General features: G+C 61.7%; 17 protein-coding genes. 15 read left to right on the forward strand and 2 right to left on the reverse strand.

Going from position 1 to position 15,248, the window contains the following annotated elements; translation table 11 throughout:
* Nucleotides 1-8: 8 nt before the first annotated feature.
* From RHM56_RS21075 to RHM56_RS21145, 15 genes are read left to right on the forward strand one after another with little or no spacing between them, the layout of a single operon-like run.
* The gene (locus RHM56_RS21075) at nt 9-743 is read left to right on the forward strand and encodes a glycosyltransferase family 2 protein (protein ID WP_322235737.1); all 735 of its coding nucleotides are present in this window, start codon (nt 9-11) and stop codon (nt 741-743) included.
* The gene (locus RHM56_RS21080) at nt 740-1,678 is read left to right on the forward strand and encodes a glycosyl transferase (protein WP_322235739.1); all 939 of its coding nucleotides are present in this window, start codon (nt 740-742) and stop codon (nt 1,676-1,678) included. The genes RHM56_RS21075 and RHM56_RS21080 overlap by 4 nt, the downstream gene beginning before the upstream one ends.
* A complete protein-coding gene (locus RHM56_RS21085) occupies nt 1,659-3,203 on the forward strand; it encodes an aromatic amino acid ammonia-lyase (RefSeq protein ID WP_322235741.1) in 1,545 nt (514 codons plus the stop codon). Before RHM56_RS21080 ends, RHM56_RS21085 begins: the two co-directional genes overlap by 20 nt.
* Entirely contained in the window at nt 3,196-3,621 is a 426-nt protein-coding gene (locus RHM56_RS21090; protein WP_322235743.1) for an acyl-CoA thioesterase, read from the forward strand. Before RHM56_RS21085 ends, RHM56_RS21090 begins: the two co-directional genes overlap by 8 nt.
* Nucleotides 3,618-4,325, forward strand: a complete 708-nt coding sequence (locus RHM56_RS21095; protein WP_322235745.1) for an outer membrane lipoprotein carrier protein LolA — start codon at nt 3,618-3,620, stop codon at nt 4,323-4,325. The genes RHM56_RS21090 and RHM56_RS21095 overlap by 4 nt, the downstream gene beginning before the upstream one ends.
* Complete coding sequence (locus RHM56_RS21100) at nt 4,315-6,642, forward strand: hypothetical protein (RefSeq protein WP_322235747.1); 2,328 nt, start codon at nt 4,315-4,317, stop codon at nt 6,640-6,642. Before RHM56_RS21095 ends, RHM56_RS21100 begins: the two co-directional genes overlap by 11 nt.
* Nucleotides 6,639-7,799 (forward strand): sodium:proton antiporter, encoded by a 1,161-nt coding sequence (locus tag RHM56_RS21105; protein ID WP_322235749.1) that lies wholly within the window; start codon nt 6,639-6,641, stop codon nt 7,797-7,799. The genes RHM56_RS21100 and RHM56_RS21105 overlap by 4 nt, the downstream gene beginning before the upstream one ends.
* Nucleotides 7,790-9,037 (forward strand): NAD(P)/FAD-dependent oxidoreductase, encoded by a 1,248-nt coding sequence (locus RHM56_RS21110; protein ID WP_322235751.1) that lies wholly within the window; start codon nt 7,790-7,792, stop codon nt 9,035-9,037. Before RHM56_RS21105 ends, RHM56_RS21110 begins: the two co-directional genes overlap by 10 nt.
* Nucleotides 9,034-9,762, forward strand: a complete 729-nt coding sequence (locus RHM56_RS21115) for a class I SAM-dependent methyltransferase (protein ID WP_322235753.1) — start codon at nt 9,034-9,036, stop codon at nt 9,760-9,762. The genes RHM56_RS21110 and RHM56_RS21115 overlap by 4 nt, the downstream gene beginning before the upstream one ends.
* Nucleotides 9,759-10,367 carry a hypothetical protein gene (locus tag RHM56_RS21120; RefSeq protein WP_322235755.1) on the forward strand — a complete coding sequence of 203 codons (609 nt, stop codon included), beginning with the start codon at nt 9,759-9,761 and terminating at the stop codon, nt 10,365-10,367. Before RHM56_RS21115 ends, RHM56_RS21120 begins: the two co-directional genes overlap by 4 nt.
* A complete protein-coding gene (locus RHM56_RS21125) occupies nt 10,364-11,551 on the forward strand; it encodes a beta-ketoacyl-[acyl-carrier-protein] synthase family protein (protein WP_322235756.1) in 1,188 nt (395 codons plus the stop codon). The genes RHM56_RS21120 and RHM56_RS21125 overlap by 4 nt, the downstream gene beginning before the upstream one ends.
* On the forward strand, nt 11,548-12,015 hold the full coding sequence (locus tag RHM56_RS21130) for a hotdog family protein (RefSeq protein WP_322235758.1): 468 nt from the start codon (nt 11,548-11,550) through the stop codon (nt 12,013-12,015). The genes RHM56_RS21125 and RHM56_RS21130 overlap by 4 nt, the downstream gene beginning before the upstream one ends.
* Nucleotides 12,008-12,736, forward strand: a complete 729-nt coding sequence (fabG, locus tag RHM56_RS21135) for a 3-ketoacyl-ACP reductase FabG2 (RefSeq protein ID WP_322235760.1) — start codon at nt 12,008-12,010, stop codon at nt 12,734-12,736. Before RHM56_RS21130 ends, fabG begins: the two co-directional genes overlap by 8 nt.
* On the forward strand, nt 12,736-13,962 hold the full coding sequence (locus RHM56_RS21140) for a beta-ketoacyl-ACP synthase (protein WP_322235762.1): 1,227 nt from the start codon (nt 12,736-12,738) through the stop codon (nt 13,960-13,962). Before fabG ends, RHM56_RS21140 begins: the two co-directional genes overlap by 1 nt.
* A gap of 19 nt (nt 13,963-13,981) precedes the next feature.
* Nucleotides 13,982-14,425, forward strand: coding sequence for an excinuclease (locus RHM56_RS21145; protein ID WP_322235764.1), 444 nt, complete (start codon nt 13,982-13,984; stop codon nt 14,423-14,425).
* 173 nt (nt 14,426-14,598) lie between these two features.
* On the opposite strand, the gene RHM56_RS21150 is transcribed toward RHM56_RS21145, so the two are convergent.
* Both RHM56_RS21150 and RHM56_RS21155 read right to left on the reverse strand, forming a co-directional pair.
* Entirely contained in the window at nt 14,599-14,886 is a 288-nt protein-coding gene (locus RHM56_RS21150) for an addiction module antidote protein (protein WP_048366693.1), read from the reverse strand.
* On the reverse strand, nt 14,883-15,188 hold the full coding sequence (locus RHM56_RS21155; protein WP_322235767.1) for a type II toxin-antitoxin system RelE/ParE family toxin: 306 nt from the start codon (nt 15,186-15,188) through the stop codon (nt 14,883-14,885). The genes RHM56_RS21150 and RHM56_RS21155 overlap by 4 nt, the downstream gene beginning before the upstream one ends.
* Nucleotides 15,189-15,248: the final 60 nt, after the last annotated feature.

Here is a 15,248-nt window from a genome sequence, read left to right on the forward strand (position 1 = left end):
GGCCCCCCATGCATAACCCCTGCGCCGTGATCCCGGTTTATAACCATGAAACCGCCGTGCCCGCTGTGGTCGAGGCGTTGCTGGCCGCAGGTTTGCCCTGTGTATTGGTCGACGACGCCAGCAGCCCTGCGTGCAGCGCAGTCCTTGAGCAACTGGCCAACGCCGAAAACACCTACCTGATCCGCCTGGCGGTCAATCAAGGCAAAGGCGGCGCCGTGATGGCCGGGCTGCGTGAGGCTTCGCGCCTGGGGTTTAGCCACGCCTTGCAGGTCGACGCCGACGGTCAGCACGACCTGCGCGATGTCGCGACCTTTATCCACACCTCGCAGCAGCATCCCGAGGCGCTGATCTGCGGTTATCCACAGTACGACGCCAGCGTGCCCAAAGGCCGTTTGTATGCGCGCTACCTGACCCACGTCTGGGTGTGGATCAACAGCCTGTCGCTGCAAATTCCCGACTCGATGTGCGGCTTTCGGGTGTACCCGCTCGCCCCCGTGCTGGCATTGATCAACTCGGTCAAGCTGGGCAAACGCATGGACTTCGACCCCGAAATCCTGGTGCGCCTGGCCTGGCGCAATCAGCCGATGCGCTGGCTGCCGACCCAGGTGCATTACCCGCAGGATGGCCTGTCGCACTTTCGCCTGTTCCATGACAACGCGCTGATCTCGGGCATGCACACCAAGCTGTTCTTCGGCATGTTGGTGCGCATGCCGAGCATTGTATGGAGGCGCTGGCGGGCATGAGCGAATCACAACAGCATTGGGCTGACCACAAAGAGCGCGGCAATTTCTGGCTGATGAAGCTCACCGCCTTCGGGGTCAAAGTGCTCGGTCGCCGCCTGCTGACGCCCGTGCTGTACGCCATCGTGCTGTACTTCTTTTTGTTCGGCCGCAGTGCCCGGCGCAGCCTCTGGCAATACCAGCAGCGGTTAGCCGACTGGAGCGGGCAACCGGCCTTGCGCCCCACTCAGTGGCGGGTGTTCGGCCAGTTCATGGCCTTTGCCGATGCGCTGCTCGACAAGCTCGACATGTGGAACGGCCGTCTGAAGATCGAAGACATCGACATCGTCGACCCCGCCCGCCTGCGCGATCAAATGCGCAGCGAGCGCGGGCAGATGCTGGTCGGTGCGCACCTGGGCAACCTTGAGGTGTGCCGTGCCCTCGCCGAGCTGGGTGAAAAAGTCACCATGAACGTGCTGGTGCACACCAAACACGCCGAACACTTCAACCGCCTGCTGGGCGAAGCCGGGGCCACCCACCTGCGGCTGATTCAAGTCAGCGAACTCAACCCGGCGGTCATGCTGCAACTGAGCCAGCGCCTGGAAAACGGTGAGTGGCTGGCGATTGCCGGTGACCGCGTGCCGCTGCACGGCGGGCGCCATGTGCAGGCTAGCTTTCTCGGACATCCGGCGCACTTCCCCCAAGGCCCCTGGCTGCTGGCCGGGCTGCTCAAATGCCCGGTCAATTTACTGTTCTGCCTGAAACGCGAAGGCCGTTACCGCGTCATCCTCGAACCCTTCGCCGAGGCCGTGCTGTGGCGGCGCAGCGACCGCGAGCAGGTGATTGCCCAATGGGCCGCCCGCTACGCCGAACGGCTGGGGCATTACTGCCTCGAAGCGCCGCAACAATGGTTTAACTTTTACCCTTTCTGGAAGACCGATGACGATGCATCTGCATGAGCCAGTAACCTTCGGCCAAACCCCGCTGCGCATTGAAGACGTGCTGGCCCTGGCCAATCGTCATGCACCCACCCGCTTGCAGGACGATGCCGAGTTTCGCGAACGCATCGCCAAAGGCGCACGTTTTCTCGATTCATTGCTCGATAAAGAAGGCGTGATCTACGGCGTGACCACTGGCTACGGCGACTCGTGCGTGGTCGCCGTGCCGCTGGAACATGTGGAAGCGCTGCCGCGTCACCTCTACACCTTTCACGGCTGCGGGTTGGGCAAACTGCTCGACGCCCAAGCCACCCGCGCGGTCTTGGCCGCACGCTTGCAGTCGCTGTGCCACGGCGTGTCCGGGGTGCGGGTCGAATTGCTGGAACGCCTGCAAGCGTTTATCGCCCACGACGTGCTGCCGCTGATCCCCGAAGAAGGCTCGGTGGGCGCCAGCGGCGACCTGACGCCGTTGTCTTATGTGGCGGCCACGTTATCTGGCGAGCGCGAAGTGATGTTCAACGGCGAGCGCCGCCTGGCCGCCGACGTGCACCGGGAACTGGGCTGGACACCGCTGGTGCTGCGCCCCAAAGAAGCGCTGGCGCTGATGAACGGCACCGCCGTGATGACTGGCCTGGCGTGCCTGGCGTATGCCCGCGCCGACTACCTGCTCAAACTGGCGACCCGCATCACTGCGCTCAATGTCGTGGCGCTGCAAGGCAACCCCGAACATTTCGACGAGCGCCTGTTCGCCGCCAAGCCGCATCCGGGGCAAATGCAGGTGGCGGCCTGGCTTCGCCAAGACCTGGCCATCGACGCCCCGACTGCGCCATTGCATCGGTTGCAAGACCGTTACTCGCTGCGCTGCGCGCCCCACGTGCTGGGCGTATTGGCCGACAGCCTGAACTGGCTGCGCGGGTTTATCGAAACAGAACTCAACAGCGCCAACGACAACCCGATCATCGACGCCGAAGAAGAACGCGTGCTGCACGGCGGGCACTTCTATGGCGGGCACATCGCCTTTGCCATGGACAGCCTCAAGACCTTGGTCGCCAACGTCGCCGACCTGCTTGATCGCCAGCTCGCGCTGTTGGTGGACGTGCGTTACAACCACGGCTTGCCAAGCAACCTGTCAGGCGCCAGCGCAGAACGGGCAATGCTCAACCATGGCTTTAAAGCGGTGCAAATCGGCACTAGCGCCTGGACCGCCGAAGCGCTGAAAAACACCATGCCCGCCAGCGTGTTTTCGCGTTCTACCGAGTGCCACAACCAAGACAAAGTGAGCATGGGCACCATCGCCGCCCGTGACGCGATTCGCGTGCTGGAACTGACCGAGCAAGTCGCTGCCGCCACTTTGCTGGCTGCCAACCAGGGTGTGTGGCTGCGCAGCCGTGCCGAAGACGCTCGCCCGCTCCCGCCCGCCCTCGCCGCCATGCACGCCGAGCTGGGCAAAGACTTTGCCCCGGTCATTGAAGACCGCGCCCTCGAAGCCGAGTTGCGCCTGTGTCTGACCCGTATTGCCCAACAACACTGGAGGTTGCATGCGTAGCAAAGGCGTTTTGCACGTCGACACCGACATATTGGTGCCGTTTTTCGACATCGACACCATGCATGTGGTGTGGCACGGGCATTACGTCAAATACCTGGAAATTGCCCGCTGCGCCCTGCTCGATCACATCGGCCACAACTACACGCAGATGCTCGACGCAGGCTACGCGTGGCCGGTCATCGACCTGCAACTGCGTTATGTGCGTGGCGCCACCTTCGGCCAGCAGATCAACGTGCGCGCCAGTTTGGTGGAGTGGGAAAACCGTCTGAAGATCAACTACCTGATTACCGATGCCGCCACCGGAGAGCGTCTGACACGGGCCTGCACCGTGCAAGTGGCGGTCGACATTGCCAGCCGCGAGATGCAACTGGCGTCGCCTGCGTGCTTCACCGACGCTGTCGCAAAGGTCCTGCCATGAAGCTGATCGCCGCTCTGTGTAGTTGCTGCCGCAGGCTGCGATCGAGCCCGAAGGGGTCGCGCTTTTTCAAGGGTAAAGGTCCTTCGGCCCTTATCGCAGCCTTCGGCAGCGACTACAGGGCATACGTGGTCGCTTTGCTGTTCGGATTATCGCCATTGGCCCACGCCTTCGACCTGCAACAACTGAGCGAGCAACTGGCCAAACCCCAGGTCATTCACGGCGATTTCATCCAGCAAAAACACCTGCGGGCGCTCCCCAAGCCGCTGACCAGCACCGGGACCTTTGTGCTGGCCAAAGACCACGGCCTGCTGTGGCAGCTCAAAACCCCGCTGCAACAGGACTACCGCATCACCGCCCTTGGCATTGCCCGGCGCAACGGCAGCGAGTGGCAAATGCTCCCTGGCAAAAGTGCCGGGGCCGAGCAAAATCGCCTATTTCTCGCCGTGTTGCAAGGCGACAGCAGCGGCTTGCAGCGCGACTTCGACCTGCAATTGCAAGGCGAACCCGAGCATTGGAAGCTGATCCTCACCCCGCGCTCGCTGCTGCTCAAGCAGGTGTTCAACCAGATCAACATTGACGGCGGCGAGCTGGTGCAACGCATCGAGCTGCAAGAAACCCAAGGCGACAGCACCGTGTTAACGATGCAAAACAGCGTCAGCAATCAACCCTTGAGCCCTGCGGAGCAACACGACTTTGCGCAGTGAACGCTGGTTGCCTCGCGGCTTTTTGATCCTGCTGCTGGCCGTGCTCGCGCTGGCTGGCTGGCAATGGCGCCATGGCGCACCGCTGTCGGCCAACCTGATGGAACTGGTGCCCGGCCAATCACCGGATGCGCTGGAGCTGAGCGCTGAACAGCGCATGCAAGAGCCCCTCAATCGCGAAATGCTGGTGCTGGTGGGCAGCGCCGACCGACAGCACGCCATCGCCACCGCGCAACAGTTGGGCGAGCAATGGCAAGCCAGCGGCCTGTTTGAAAAGGTGCAGTGGAACCTGCAAGCCGACCTCCCGGCCCTGCGCGAGCAACTGCTGCGCGGGCGCTTGGCGATGCTGGGCGAAGTGGACCGCACGCAACTGATCGAACACCCCGAAGCCTTTATTCAACAGCGCGTGCAAGCGTTGTTCGACCCGTTCACCGGATTCAGTCTGGTGCCCAGCCAAGACGATTGGCTGGGCCTGACCGGGCGCATCCAAAACAGCCAGCCCCAACGCGGCGCCGTGCAACTGGACATTGGCAGCGGTGCCTTGATCGCCGACGCTGACGGCAAAAGCTGGGTGTTGCTGCGCGCACGCACCCAAGGCAATGCCTTTGACATGAATCTGCCGCTGCAAGTGGCCGCGTTACTGGAAAAAAGCCGCGGGCAAGCGGCCAATCAAAACGTGCAGTTGCTCGCCGCCAGCGGCTTGCTTTACGCCGCCAGTGGCCAGCAACAAGCCACCCGTGAAATGACCTGGGTCGGCGGCGGCGCGACCCTCGGTATTTTGCTCCTGTTGCTGCTGGCGTTCCGCCGTTGGCGCGTGCTGCTGGCCTTTGTGCCGGTGTTGGTCGGCATGCTGTTTGGCGCCGTGGCCTGCGTTGCCTTCTTTGGCCACCTACACGTGATGACACTGGTGCTGGGCGCAAGCCTGATCGGCGTGGCCGTGGATTACCCGCTGCATTACCTGTCTAAAAGCTGGAGCCTTAAACCCTGGCGCAGTTGGCCTGCCCTGCGCCTCACGCTGCCCGGCCTGAGCCTGAGCCTGGCCACCAGTTGCATCGGTTACCTAGCGTTGGCGTTTACCCCGTTTCCAGCCCTGACCCAAATCGCCATTTTCTCTGCCGCCGGTTTAGTGGGCGCCTATTTGAGCGCCGTGTGCCTGCTGCCGGCCCTGCTCAAGGGTGTGGAGCTGCGCCCTGCGCAATGGCCGCTGCGTATCGCGCAAAGCCTGCTCGATGCGCGCCAGGCGCTGCTGAATAAAGTCCCGACGCCTGTGCTATTGGCCTTGTTGCTGGCATTTTGCGCAGCGGGCGTGTGGCAACTGACCAGTAAAAACGACATTCGCCAATGGGTCGGCGCGCCGCCGCAACTGCTGGCCGAAGCCCAAGCCATTGCGCGGATTACCGGTTACCAGCCCACCAGCCAATTCTTTTTGGTACGCGCCGACAACGAGCAGCAATTGCTGGAGCGCCAGACCGCTCTCAGCGCGCGGCTCGATCAATTGGTCAACGGGGGCAAGCTGCAAGGGTATTTGGCCCTCAACCAGTTAGTCAGCCTGCCCCGCGAACAACAGCAACTGCGCGAAGCCTTGAAGCAACTGCCACAACACTGGCAGCCGTTGCTGGAACTGGGTGTGCCCGAGGCCGCGCTGCAACAGGAGCTGACGCAACTCAACGCCTTGCCCGAGCAACACATCGACGATGCGCTCGTGGGCCCGCTGGCCGAGCCGTGGCGGGCGCTGTGGCTGGGCAAGCAGGCTAACGGCGTGGCCGCGATGGTCAGCCTGCAAGGCTTGAGCAACGCCAGCGTGCTGCGGGCACAGGCCCAAGGCTTGCCCGGCGTGCAGTTGGTAGATCGCCTGGGTGACTTGAACACGGTGTTCGCCGCGACCCAAATCAGCGCGGCAGAACTCAAGCTGCTGTCCTGCGGGCTGATCGTTTTGTTGTTGATCGCGCCCTTCGGATTGGGTGGCGCAGTGCGCATGATTGCATTGCCGCTGCTGGCTGCTCTGTGCAGTCTGGCCAGCCTCGGTTGGCTGGGCCAGCCACTGACCTTGTTCAGCCTGTTCGGCTTGCTGCTGGTCACGGCGATCAGCGTCGACTACGCGATTTTAATGCGCGAGCAAATCGGCGGCGCCGCCGTCAGCCTGCTCGGCACCCTGCTGGCGGCGCTCACCACGTGGCTGTCGTTTGGCCTGCTGGCCGTGTCCAGCACGCCTGCGGTCAGCAACTTCGGACTGTCGGTCAGCCTGGGGCTGGCGTTCAGCTTTATGCTCGCGCCCTGGGCCCGTAAACAAGAGCTAGGCCAAAAGGCGCACACCCCATGATGACGCTGCTGTTCTGGCTATTAGCCTTGGGTTTATTTGCCGTCGCGACCCGCATCGGCCGTCATTATCGGGTGATCCCGATCGTCAGCCAGTTGCTGCTGGCGTCCATCGGTTTGCCTTTGTTGATGCTGCTGTGGGTGGAGCCACATTGGCAACTCAGCGGCGCGCAGCTGGTGGCGCCGGTGTGGCTAAAAAGCCTGTACAGCCTGAGTTTTGCCCTGCTGCTGGGGCACATTTTGAGTGACGTGATTGACCTGCGCATTGACCGCCAAAGCCTGAAAATCGCCGTGCCCAGCTTCGCCGTTCCTTTTGCCTGCGGACTCGGCTGCGCGGTGTGGCTACTGCCCGCGCAACCCTGGCTGAGTACATTGGCCGTGGGCCTGGTGTTTGCGATCACGGCCATCCCGGTGCTGTACCTGTACTTGCGCCATATCGACTACCCGCCCGCCGCCACTCGGCGGTTGGTGCAAAGCGCGATTCTGATCGACCTGACTTGCTGGAGCCTGTTCGGCCTGGCCCAAGGCAGCCTCAACCTCAACAGTTTGCTGCTGCCGCTGGCAGGCGCCTTGCTGCCATTGCTGCTGCGCGGGCTGCGGATTCGCCAGCCGCTGTGTTACAGCCTGAGCTTTTTCGCGTTGCTGGTGGTGGCCGAGCATTACCGCCTCAATGCACTGATTTTCGGTGTCGGTTATTTGCTGTGCATGGCGTGGCTCAAGGTACCGCTGGTGATGCCGTTAAAACCTGTCTGGATGGAGCGTTTGCAAACCTATGGCGCGGTGCCGCTGATTCTCACGTTCGGCATTGTGCAGATCAACCTGCACAGCGCCCTGATCGAGTTAAGCGCGCTGCAAATCGCCGCACTGGTCGTGCTGCCCGTGCTCAGCAAGCTGCTGGGCAACTGGCTCGGCCTGGGTTGGGCCACACCGTCGTTTGCCAGCGCGAGTCGCTGGCGCGAAAGCCTGCTGCTCAATATTCGCGGGCTGAGTGAAATCGTGTTTCTCAACCTGCTGCTGCAACAACAGCTCATCAGTCCGGCGCTGTATGTCGCGCTGATGTTGATGGGCTTGATCGCAACGCTGTTACCGGCCTTGGCCGGCATGAACAAACCCCCTTTGAAGTCTGCCGTAACCCCCGGCAAGGAGCCTGTGTGTCTGTAGTTGAAATGGAACGTCGCCACGTCGTGGTAATCGGTGCTGGGCCGTCCGGCGCGATTGCCGCGGCCTTGCTCAAACGCAAGGGGCACGACGTGTTGATCGTCGAGCGCCAGCACTTCCCGCGGTTCTCCATTGGCGAAAGCCTGTTGTCGCACTGCATCGACTTTATCGAGGAGGCGGGCATGCTGGAGGCCGTGCAAGCTGCGGGGTTCCAGCTCAAAAATGGCGCGGCCTTCGCGTGGGGCGAGCAGTACACCGCCTTCGACTTTGGCGACACATTCAGTGACGGCAAGCCCTCCACGTTTCAAGTACAACGGGCCGACTTCGACAAGCTGCTGGCCGACCAGGCCGCGCTGCAAGGGGTTGAGATCCGTTACGGTGAAGCCGTGATTGAGGTGGATATTGAGCGGGCCAAACCGTTGCTCACGGTCGAACGCGAAGACGCCAGCCGCTACACGCTTGAAGCCGACTTTATTCTCGATGCCAGCGGTTACGGCCGCGTATTGCCGCGCCTGCTGGACCTGGAGGCGCCGTCGAACTTCCCGGTGCGCCAAGCCGTGTTCACCCACATTGAAGACCGCATTGATGACTCGGGCTTTGACCGCGACAAAATCCTGATCACCACTCACCCGACCCAACGCGACATCTGGTTTTGGAGCATCCCGTTCAGCAATGGCCGCTGCTCGGTGGGTGTGGTGGCGGCAGCGGAACACTTTGCAGGCCGCAGCGAAGACCTCGACCAGCGCCTGCGCAGTTTTATCGATGAAACCCCAAGCCTGCAACGGGTGCTGGCCAATGCGCTGTGGGACACCCCCGCGCGCACCATCGGCGGCTATTCGGCCAACGTCAAAACCCTGCACGGCCCGGGCTTTGCGCTGCTGGGTAACGCCGCTGAGTTCCTCGACCCGGTTTTTTCCTCGGGCGTGACCATCGCCATGCGCTCCGCCAGCATGGCGGCGGCGGTGCTGCACCGTCAGTTGCAAGGCGAAACCGTGGATTGGCACACCGAGTTTGCCGAGCCGCTCAAGCGCGGCGTCGACACCTTCCGCTGTTACGTCGAAGGCTGGTACGCCGGGACCTTTCAGGACGTTATTTACCACCCCGACAGTTCACCGCAGATCCGCCGCATGATCAGCTCGATTCTGGCGGGCTACGCCTGGGATGAACGCAACCCGTTTGTCAGCGAACCCAAGCGCCGTTTGCGCATGCTGTCGGACATCTGCGCCATGGAGGCCCAATGAAACCGCTTAGCGATACCTACGTCGAAGAAACCCGTTTCGGGTTTTGGTTCTTGCGCAGCCACACCTGGCAGCACCACGTCTTGAGGGTGGCGATCAACGACCTGCGCGGTCTGTTCAGCCATGAGCTGCCGCCTGCGCCGGTGATCCTGGACGCAGGTTGCGGTCAGGGCAAATCATTCCAGTACCTGCAAAAAACCTTCGCCCCACAGCGTTTGATCGGCCTCGATGCCGACCCGCTGAGCCTTGAGCTGAGCCGCGAAGAAGCTCAGCGTCAAGGGCTCGACATTGAGCTGATCGGCAGCGACTGCGCCGAACTGAACGTGGCCGATGCCAGCGTCGACATGGTGTTCTGCCACCAGACCTTTCATCACTTGGTGCAACAGGACCGGGCGCTGGCCGAGTTTTATCGGGTGCTCAAGCCGGGCGGCTACCTGCTGTTTGCCGAGTCCACTGAGGCTTACATCGACACGTGGGTGATTCGCTGGCTGTTCCGCCACCCCATGCACGTGCAAAAAAGTGCCGCGCAGTACCTGGAGATGATCCACGATCAGGGCTTTGAGTTTGAGGCGCGCAACGTGTCGTACCCGTATCTGTGGTGGAGCCGCTCCAGCGATTTCGGGCTGCTGGAACGCTTTGGCTTGCGCCGAGCCAAACCCGTGGGCCAGCGTGAAGAAACCCTGGTCAACGTGGTCGCCCGTAAACCCTTGCAAGGCAATCTGCAATGACCTCTGCAAAACCTGTAGCCGCTGCCGCCAGGCTGCGATGGGGTGCGCAGCAGCCCTGCAATGCTGAAGGTCCTGCGGCCCTTATCGCAGCCTGCGGCAGCGGCTACAGGATTATCGCGGCCCTTGGATTGTGCCTGTTTGTATTGTTGAGTGGCTGCACCAGCCTGCCTCTGCCCAAACACACGCCAACCCTGGCGCTGCCGATGCAGTTGCATGTGCTACGCAAACAAGCCGATCAGCGCCAGGACTGGTTGTTGGTGATTCAGCAAGAAGACGCCGGGCTGCGCTGGTCGCTCATGGACCCGCTGGGGATTCCTCTGGCGCGGCAGTTGCTGCAAAACAGCCACTGGAAGGCCGATGGATTGCTGCCGCCCAACCCGGAGGCCCGCGAACTGTTCGCCGCCTTGCTGTTTGCGCTCACGCCAAACGATCAACTGGCCGATAACTATCCACAGGCTAAATCCAGCACGGATCAGCGCGCTATCGATCAACGCTGGCACGTGCACTACCGACAGCCACAGGTGTTTAGCATCGACCTGGCAAACGGCGTGCGTTACACCATCAGCCCACTCGACACCTCATCCAACACTGAGACGGCCCCATGACTGCTTACCTGAATGCGCTGGGCATTGTGTGTTCACTGGGCCGTGGCCCGGATGAAGTCGCGCGCCAACTGTTTGCCGGGGATTGCTCGGGCATACGGCGCGCCACCGGCTGGGTGCCGGGGCGCTCGGTAGCGGTGGGCAGCGTGCAGGGCGCGCTGGTGGCTGTCCCGGCGCCTCTGCGTGAGCAAAGCAGCCGCAACAACCAGTTACTGCTCGACGCCGCGTTGCAGATTCGCGATGAGATAGCGCTTGCCATTCAGACCTATGGCCGTGACCGCATCGCCATTGTGCTGGGCACCAGCACCTCGGGCATCGAGGAAGCGAGTCGTGGCATCAAGCACTATGGGCAACACCAACAGTTTCCCGACGACTACCAGTACCAGCAGCAAGAGCTGAGCGCACCCGCCACCTTCCTTGCCGACTGGTTGAACATCAGCGGCCCGACCTATGTGATTTCGACGGCCTGCACCTCCAGCGCGCGCGCCTTGATGAGCGCGCAGCGGCTGCTGAGCATGAACCTCTGCGACGTAGTGCTGTGCGGCGGCGTCGACAGTTTGTGCAAGCTGACGCTCAACGGCTTTTGCGCACTGGAAGCCGTGTCTGATGAGCGCTGCAACCCGTTTTCGGTGAACCGCCGCGGGATCAACATCGGCGAAGGTGCGGCCTTGTTCTTGATGAGCAAACAGGCCAGCGGCCCGCAGCCGATTGCCCTGCTGGGTGCGGGCGCAAGCTCGGACGCACACCATATTTCAGCCCCCGAACCCAGCGGCCGGGGCGCCGTGCAAGCGATGCACATCGCCTTGAAGCGCGCGGGTTTGCAGGCCGACCACATCGGCTATCTGAACCTGCATGGCACCGCCACGCTCCACAACGACGCCATGGAAAGCCACGCGGTGGCCCACGTCTTCCCACAAGGCGTGCCATGTTCATCGACCAAACCCATGACCGGGCACACGTTGGGCGCCGCCGGGGCGCTGGAGGCCGCGTTTTGCTGGTTGAGCCTGACCCACGGCAACGCCCTGCCCCCGCATATCTGGGACGGTCAACCCGACCCGGCATTGCCCGCGCTGAACTGGGTCACGCCCGGCCAAACCCTGGCACCCGCCCCACAACGCTGCCTGATGAGCAATTCGTTTGCCTTCGGCGGCAATAACGTCAGCCTGATTATCGGAGACGCCCCATGATTGATTGGCCGCTCGCCGAATTGCTGCCCCACGCTGGCGACATGATCTTGATCGATCAGGTCCTGGCGTGTGATGAAGAAACCATTCAGACCCGCCTCACCGTGCGCGCAGGCGGCCTGTTTAACCGCCAAGACGGCAGCCTGCCCGCCTGGGTCGGCATCGAGTTGATGGCGCAAAGTGTGGCCGCCTACGCCGGTTGCCGTGCGCGCCTGGAAGGCAAGCCCGTTGCACTGGGGTTTTTACTCGGCACCCGCAAGTTCGAATGCAACGTGGAACACTTCCCGCTGGGCGCCGAGTTGCAGATCCATGCGCTGCGCTCGCTGGAAGACGACAACGGCATGGGCGTGTTCGAGTGCCATCTCACTGGCCCGCAGATTCACGCCACCGCCCGCCTGAACGTGTTCCGTCCACCTCAGGCTGAACACTACCTTGCTCAAGCTTCCCAGGAGACTCGCCATGACTGAGTCCATTTTAGTCACCGGCTCTAGCCGTGGCATCGGCCGAGCCATTGCCTTGCGTCTGGCCCAAGCCGGTTTTGATCTGGTGCTGCATTGCCGCAGTGGCCGCAGCGAAGCCGATGCCGTGATGGCGCAAGTGCTGGCGCTGGGGCGTAACGCCCGCGTGCTGCAATTCGACGTGTCGGACCGCGCTCAATGCCGGGACATTCTAGAGGCCGATGTGGAAACCCATGGCGCCTATTACGGCGTGGTATTGAACGCCGGACTGACCCGCGACGGGGCCTTCCCGGCCCTTAGCGAAGACGATTGGGACGTGGTGATGCGCACCAACCTCGACGGTTTTTACAACGTGTTGCACCCGGTGATGATGCCGATGATCCGCCGTCGTCAGGCCGGACGCATTGTGTGCATCACCTCGGTGTCCGGCCTGATCGGCAATCGCGGCCAGGTCAATTACAGCGCCTCCAAGGCGGGCTTGATCGGCGCCGCCAAAGCCTTGGCCATTGAGCTGGGCAAACGCAAAATCACTGTTAACTGCGTGGCCCCGGGCCTGATCGATACCGCCATGCTCGACGAAAATGTCCCCGTAGAAGACCTGATGAAAATGATCCCCGCGCAACGCATGGGCACCCCGGAAGAAGTCGCGGGGGCGGTCAACTTTTTGATGTCTGCCGAAGCCGGCTACATCACCCGCCAAGTGCTGGCCGTCAACGGAGGCCTGTGCTGATGAAGCGCGTTGTCGTTACCGGCATGGCCGGCATCACGTCGCTGGGCAGTGACTGGGCCAGCATCGAAGCCAACTTTGTCGCGGGCCGCAGCGGCATCCGGCGCATGGACGAGTGGGACCGCTTCACCGAACTCAACACCCGTTTGGCGGGGCCGATTGATGACTTTGCGGTGCCCAGCCACTGGACCCGCAAACAACTGCGCAGCATGGGCCGTGTATCGCGCCTGGCGGTCGGCGCTGCCGAACAGGCCTTGCAAGACGCGGGCTTGCTGGGCAATCCGATCATTCGGGACGGGCGCATGGGCGTGGCCTGCGGGTCGTCCACCGGCAGCACGGACGAAATCAAAGCCTTCGGCAACATGCTGCTCAACTCGGTCGCCGAAGGCCTCAACGCCAATAGCTACGTGCGCATGATGCCGCACACCACCGCGGCGAATATCAGCATCTTTTTTGGCCTCACCGGACGCCTGATCCCCACCTCCAGCGCCTGCACCAGCGGCAGCCAAGGCATTGGCTATGCCTACGAGTCGATCAAGTTCGGCCGCCTGCCGTTGATGCTCGCGGGCGGCGCCGAAGAATTGTGCCCCACCGAAGCCATGGTGTTCGACGCGCTGTACGCCACCAGCCTTAAAAACGACGCGCCGCACACCAGCCCTCGGCCCTACGACAGCGGCCGCGACGGCCTGGTGATTGGTGAAGGCGGCGGCATGCTGGTGCTCGAAGAGCTGGAACATGCGCTGGCTCGCGGCGCGCATATCCATGCCGAAATCGTCGGCTTTGGCAGCAACGCCGATGGCCAGCACACCACCCGCCCAGAAGTCAGCACCATGCGCCGAGCCATGGAACTGGCGCTGGAAGATGCAGGCATTGGCGCTCACGCCATCGGTTATGTGAACGGCCACGGCACCGCCACTGAACAGGGCGACATTGCCGAAACCCAGGCCACCAGCGAGTTGTTCGGCAAACACATGCCCATCAGTTCGCAGAAGAGCTTTTTGGGCCACACGCTGGGTGCCTGCGGGGCGCTGGAGTCGTGGTTCAGCATCGAAATGATGAACCGCGATCGTTATGTGCCGACGCTCAATCTGGATCAAGTTGACCCGCGCTGCGGCGAGCTGGATTACCTGCGCGGCGAAGTTCGCGTGATGCACAACGACTACGTCATGAACAACAACTTTGCCTTTGGCGGGGTCAACACATCGTTGATATTCCGTCGCTGGCCTTAAGGTCAAGGAGACCTCAGTTATGCAATTCAAGACTCTGGCAACGACCGCTGTTCTGCTGTGCGCACTGCCTGCTGTGAGCCAGGCACGCGATGACACCTTGTACCTGCCCTTTGATCAGGTGGTCACCGAAGCCATCAGCACCGGCAAAATTGATGGCAGCGTAAAGTTCTATCTGGCGGGTAACACACCGAGCGGCAAAGTGACCGTTATCAGCCCTGGCGCCGTGACCAACAAAAAGACCAACGCCTTTAACAAAACCGATTACCAGGCGTGCTCCTGGGCGCTGCAATCGGCGTTGATCACCCTGCATGACGCGGCCAAAAAAGCCGGTGCCAACGCCGTGACCGACATCAGCAGCTTCTACAAACGCAACGAGCGCAAAGACCCGAAAACCTACGAGTGCCATGCGGGCGCAGTCATTGCAGGCGTGGCGTTGAAAGGGGATTTGTCGAAGGTGAATTGAGGGCTTGGCGCCCCTGTGAAAGCGGGCTTGCCCGCGAGAGTATCGACGCGGTTTAACAGAAAAACCGCATCGCCTGCATCGCTGGCAAGCCAGGCTCCCACAGGTTTCTCGCTGCATATAAAACAGCGTTCGCTTAACTGACTGGCATTACTCCAGAGACAGCCCTCCCCCGTTCACTTGGAGATATGCAGCTTTAGCCCAAGCGCCTTGGCTACTTTAAGAATGGTCCCAAACTCCGGGTTGCCTTCCCCGGACAGCGCTCGATACAGGCTTTCTCTTGAAAGACCTGCATCCCGCGCTACTTGACTCATGCCCCGCGCTCGCGCAATGGTGCCAAGCGCTTTGGCAATGAAAGCAGGGTCATCGCCAGCCTCCTCCATGCAGGCTTCCAGGTAATAACCTATATCCTCTTCAGTTTTGAGGAATTCGGCGCTGTCCCAGCGGGTGAACTTTTCGGTCAAAGGTTGTACTCCTTCCAGTCTTTGGCAATCAGTCGCGCTTGTTTGATATCGCGGGTTTGGCTGCTTTTATCACCGGCACACAATAGAACCACCCAACATTGGCCTTGCTGGATGAAGTACAAGCGGTAACCCGGACCGTAATCGATACGAGCCTCTTTCAATCCTGCGCCAACAAATTTGGTATCACCCAAATTGCCTTCAGCCATTCGATCAAGCCTGAGCAAGATACGCGCCCGCGCCCGACTGTCTGGCAAATCTGCCAACCAACGCGAAAATATTGTGCTGCGGATAATTTCAATCATCCACAAAATGTAGCCCAAAGGTTACACCCAAAGAATCAGTCCCTAACACTCCCTCTCGTC

The organism is Pseudomonas sp. CCC3.1, assembly GCF_034347405.1.
In the GTDB taxonomy this organism is placed as follows: Bacteria; Pseudomonadota; Gammaproteobacteria; order Pseudomonadales; family Pseudomonadaceae; genus Aquipseudomonas.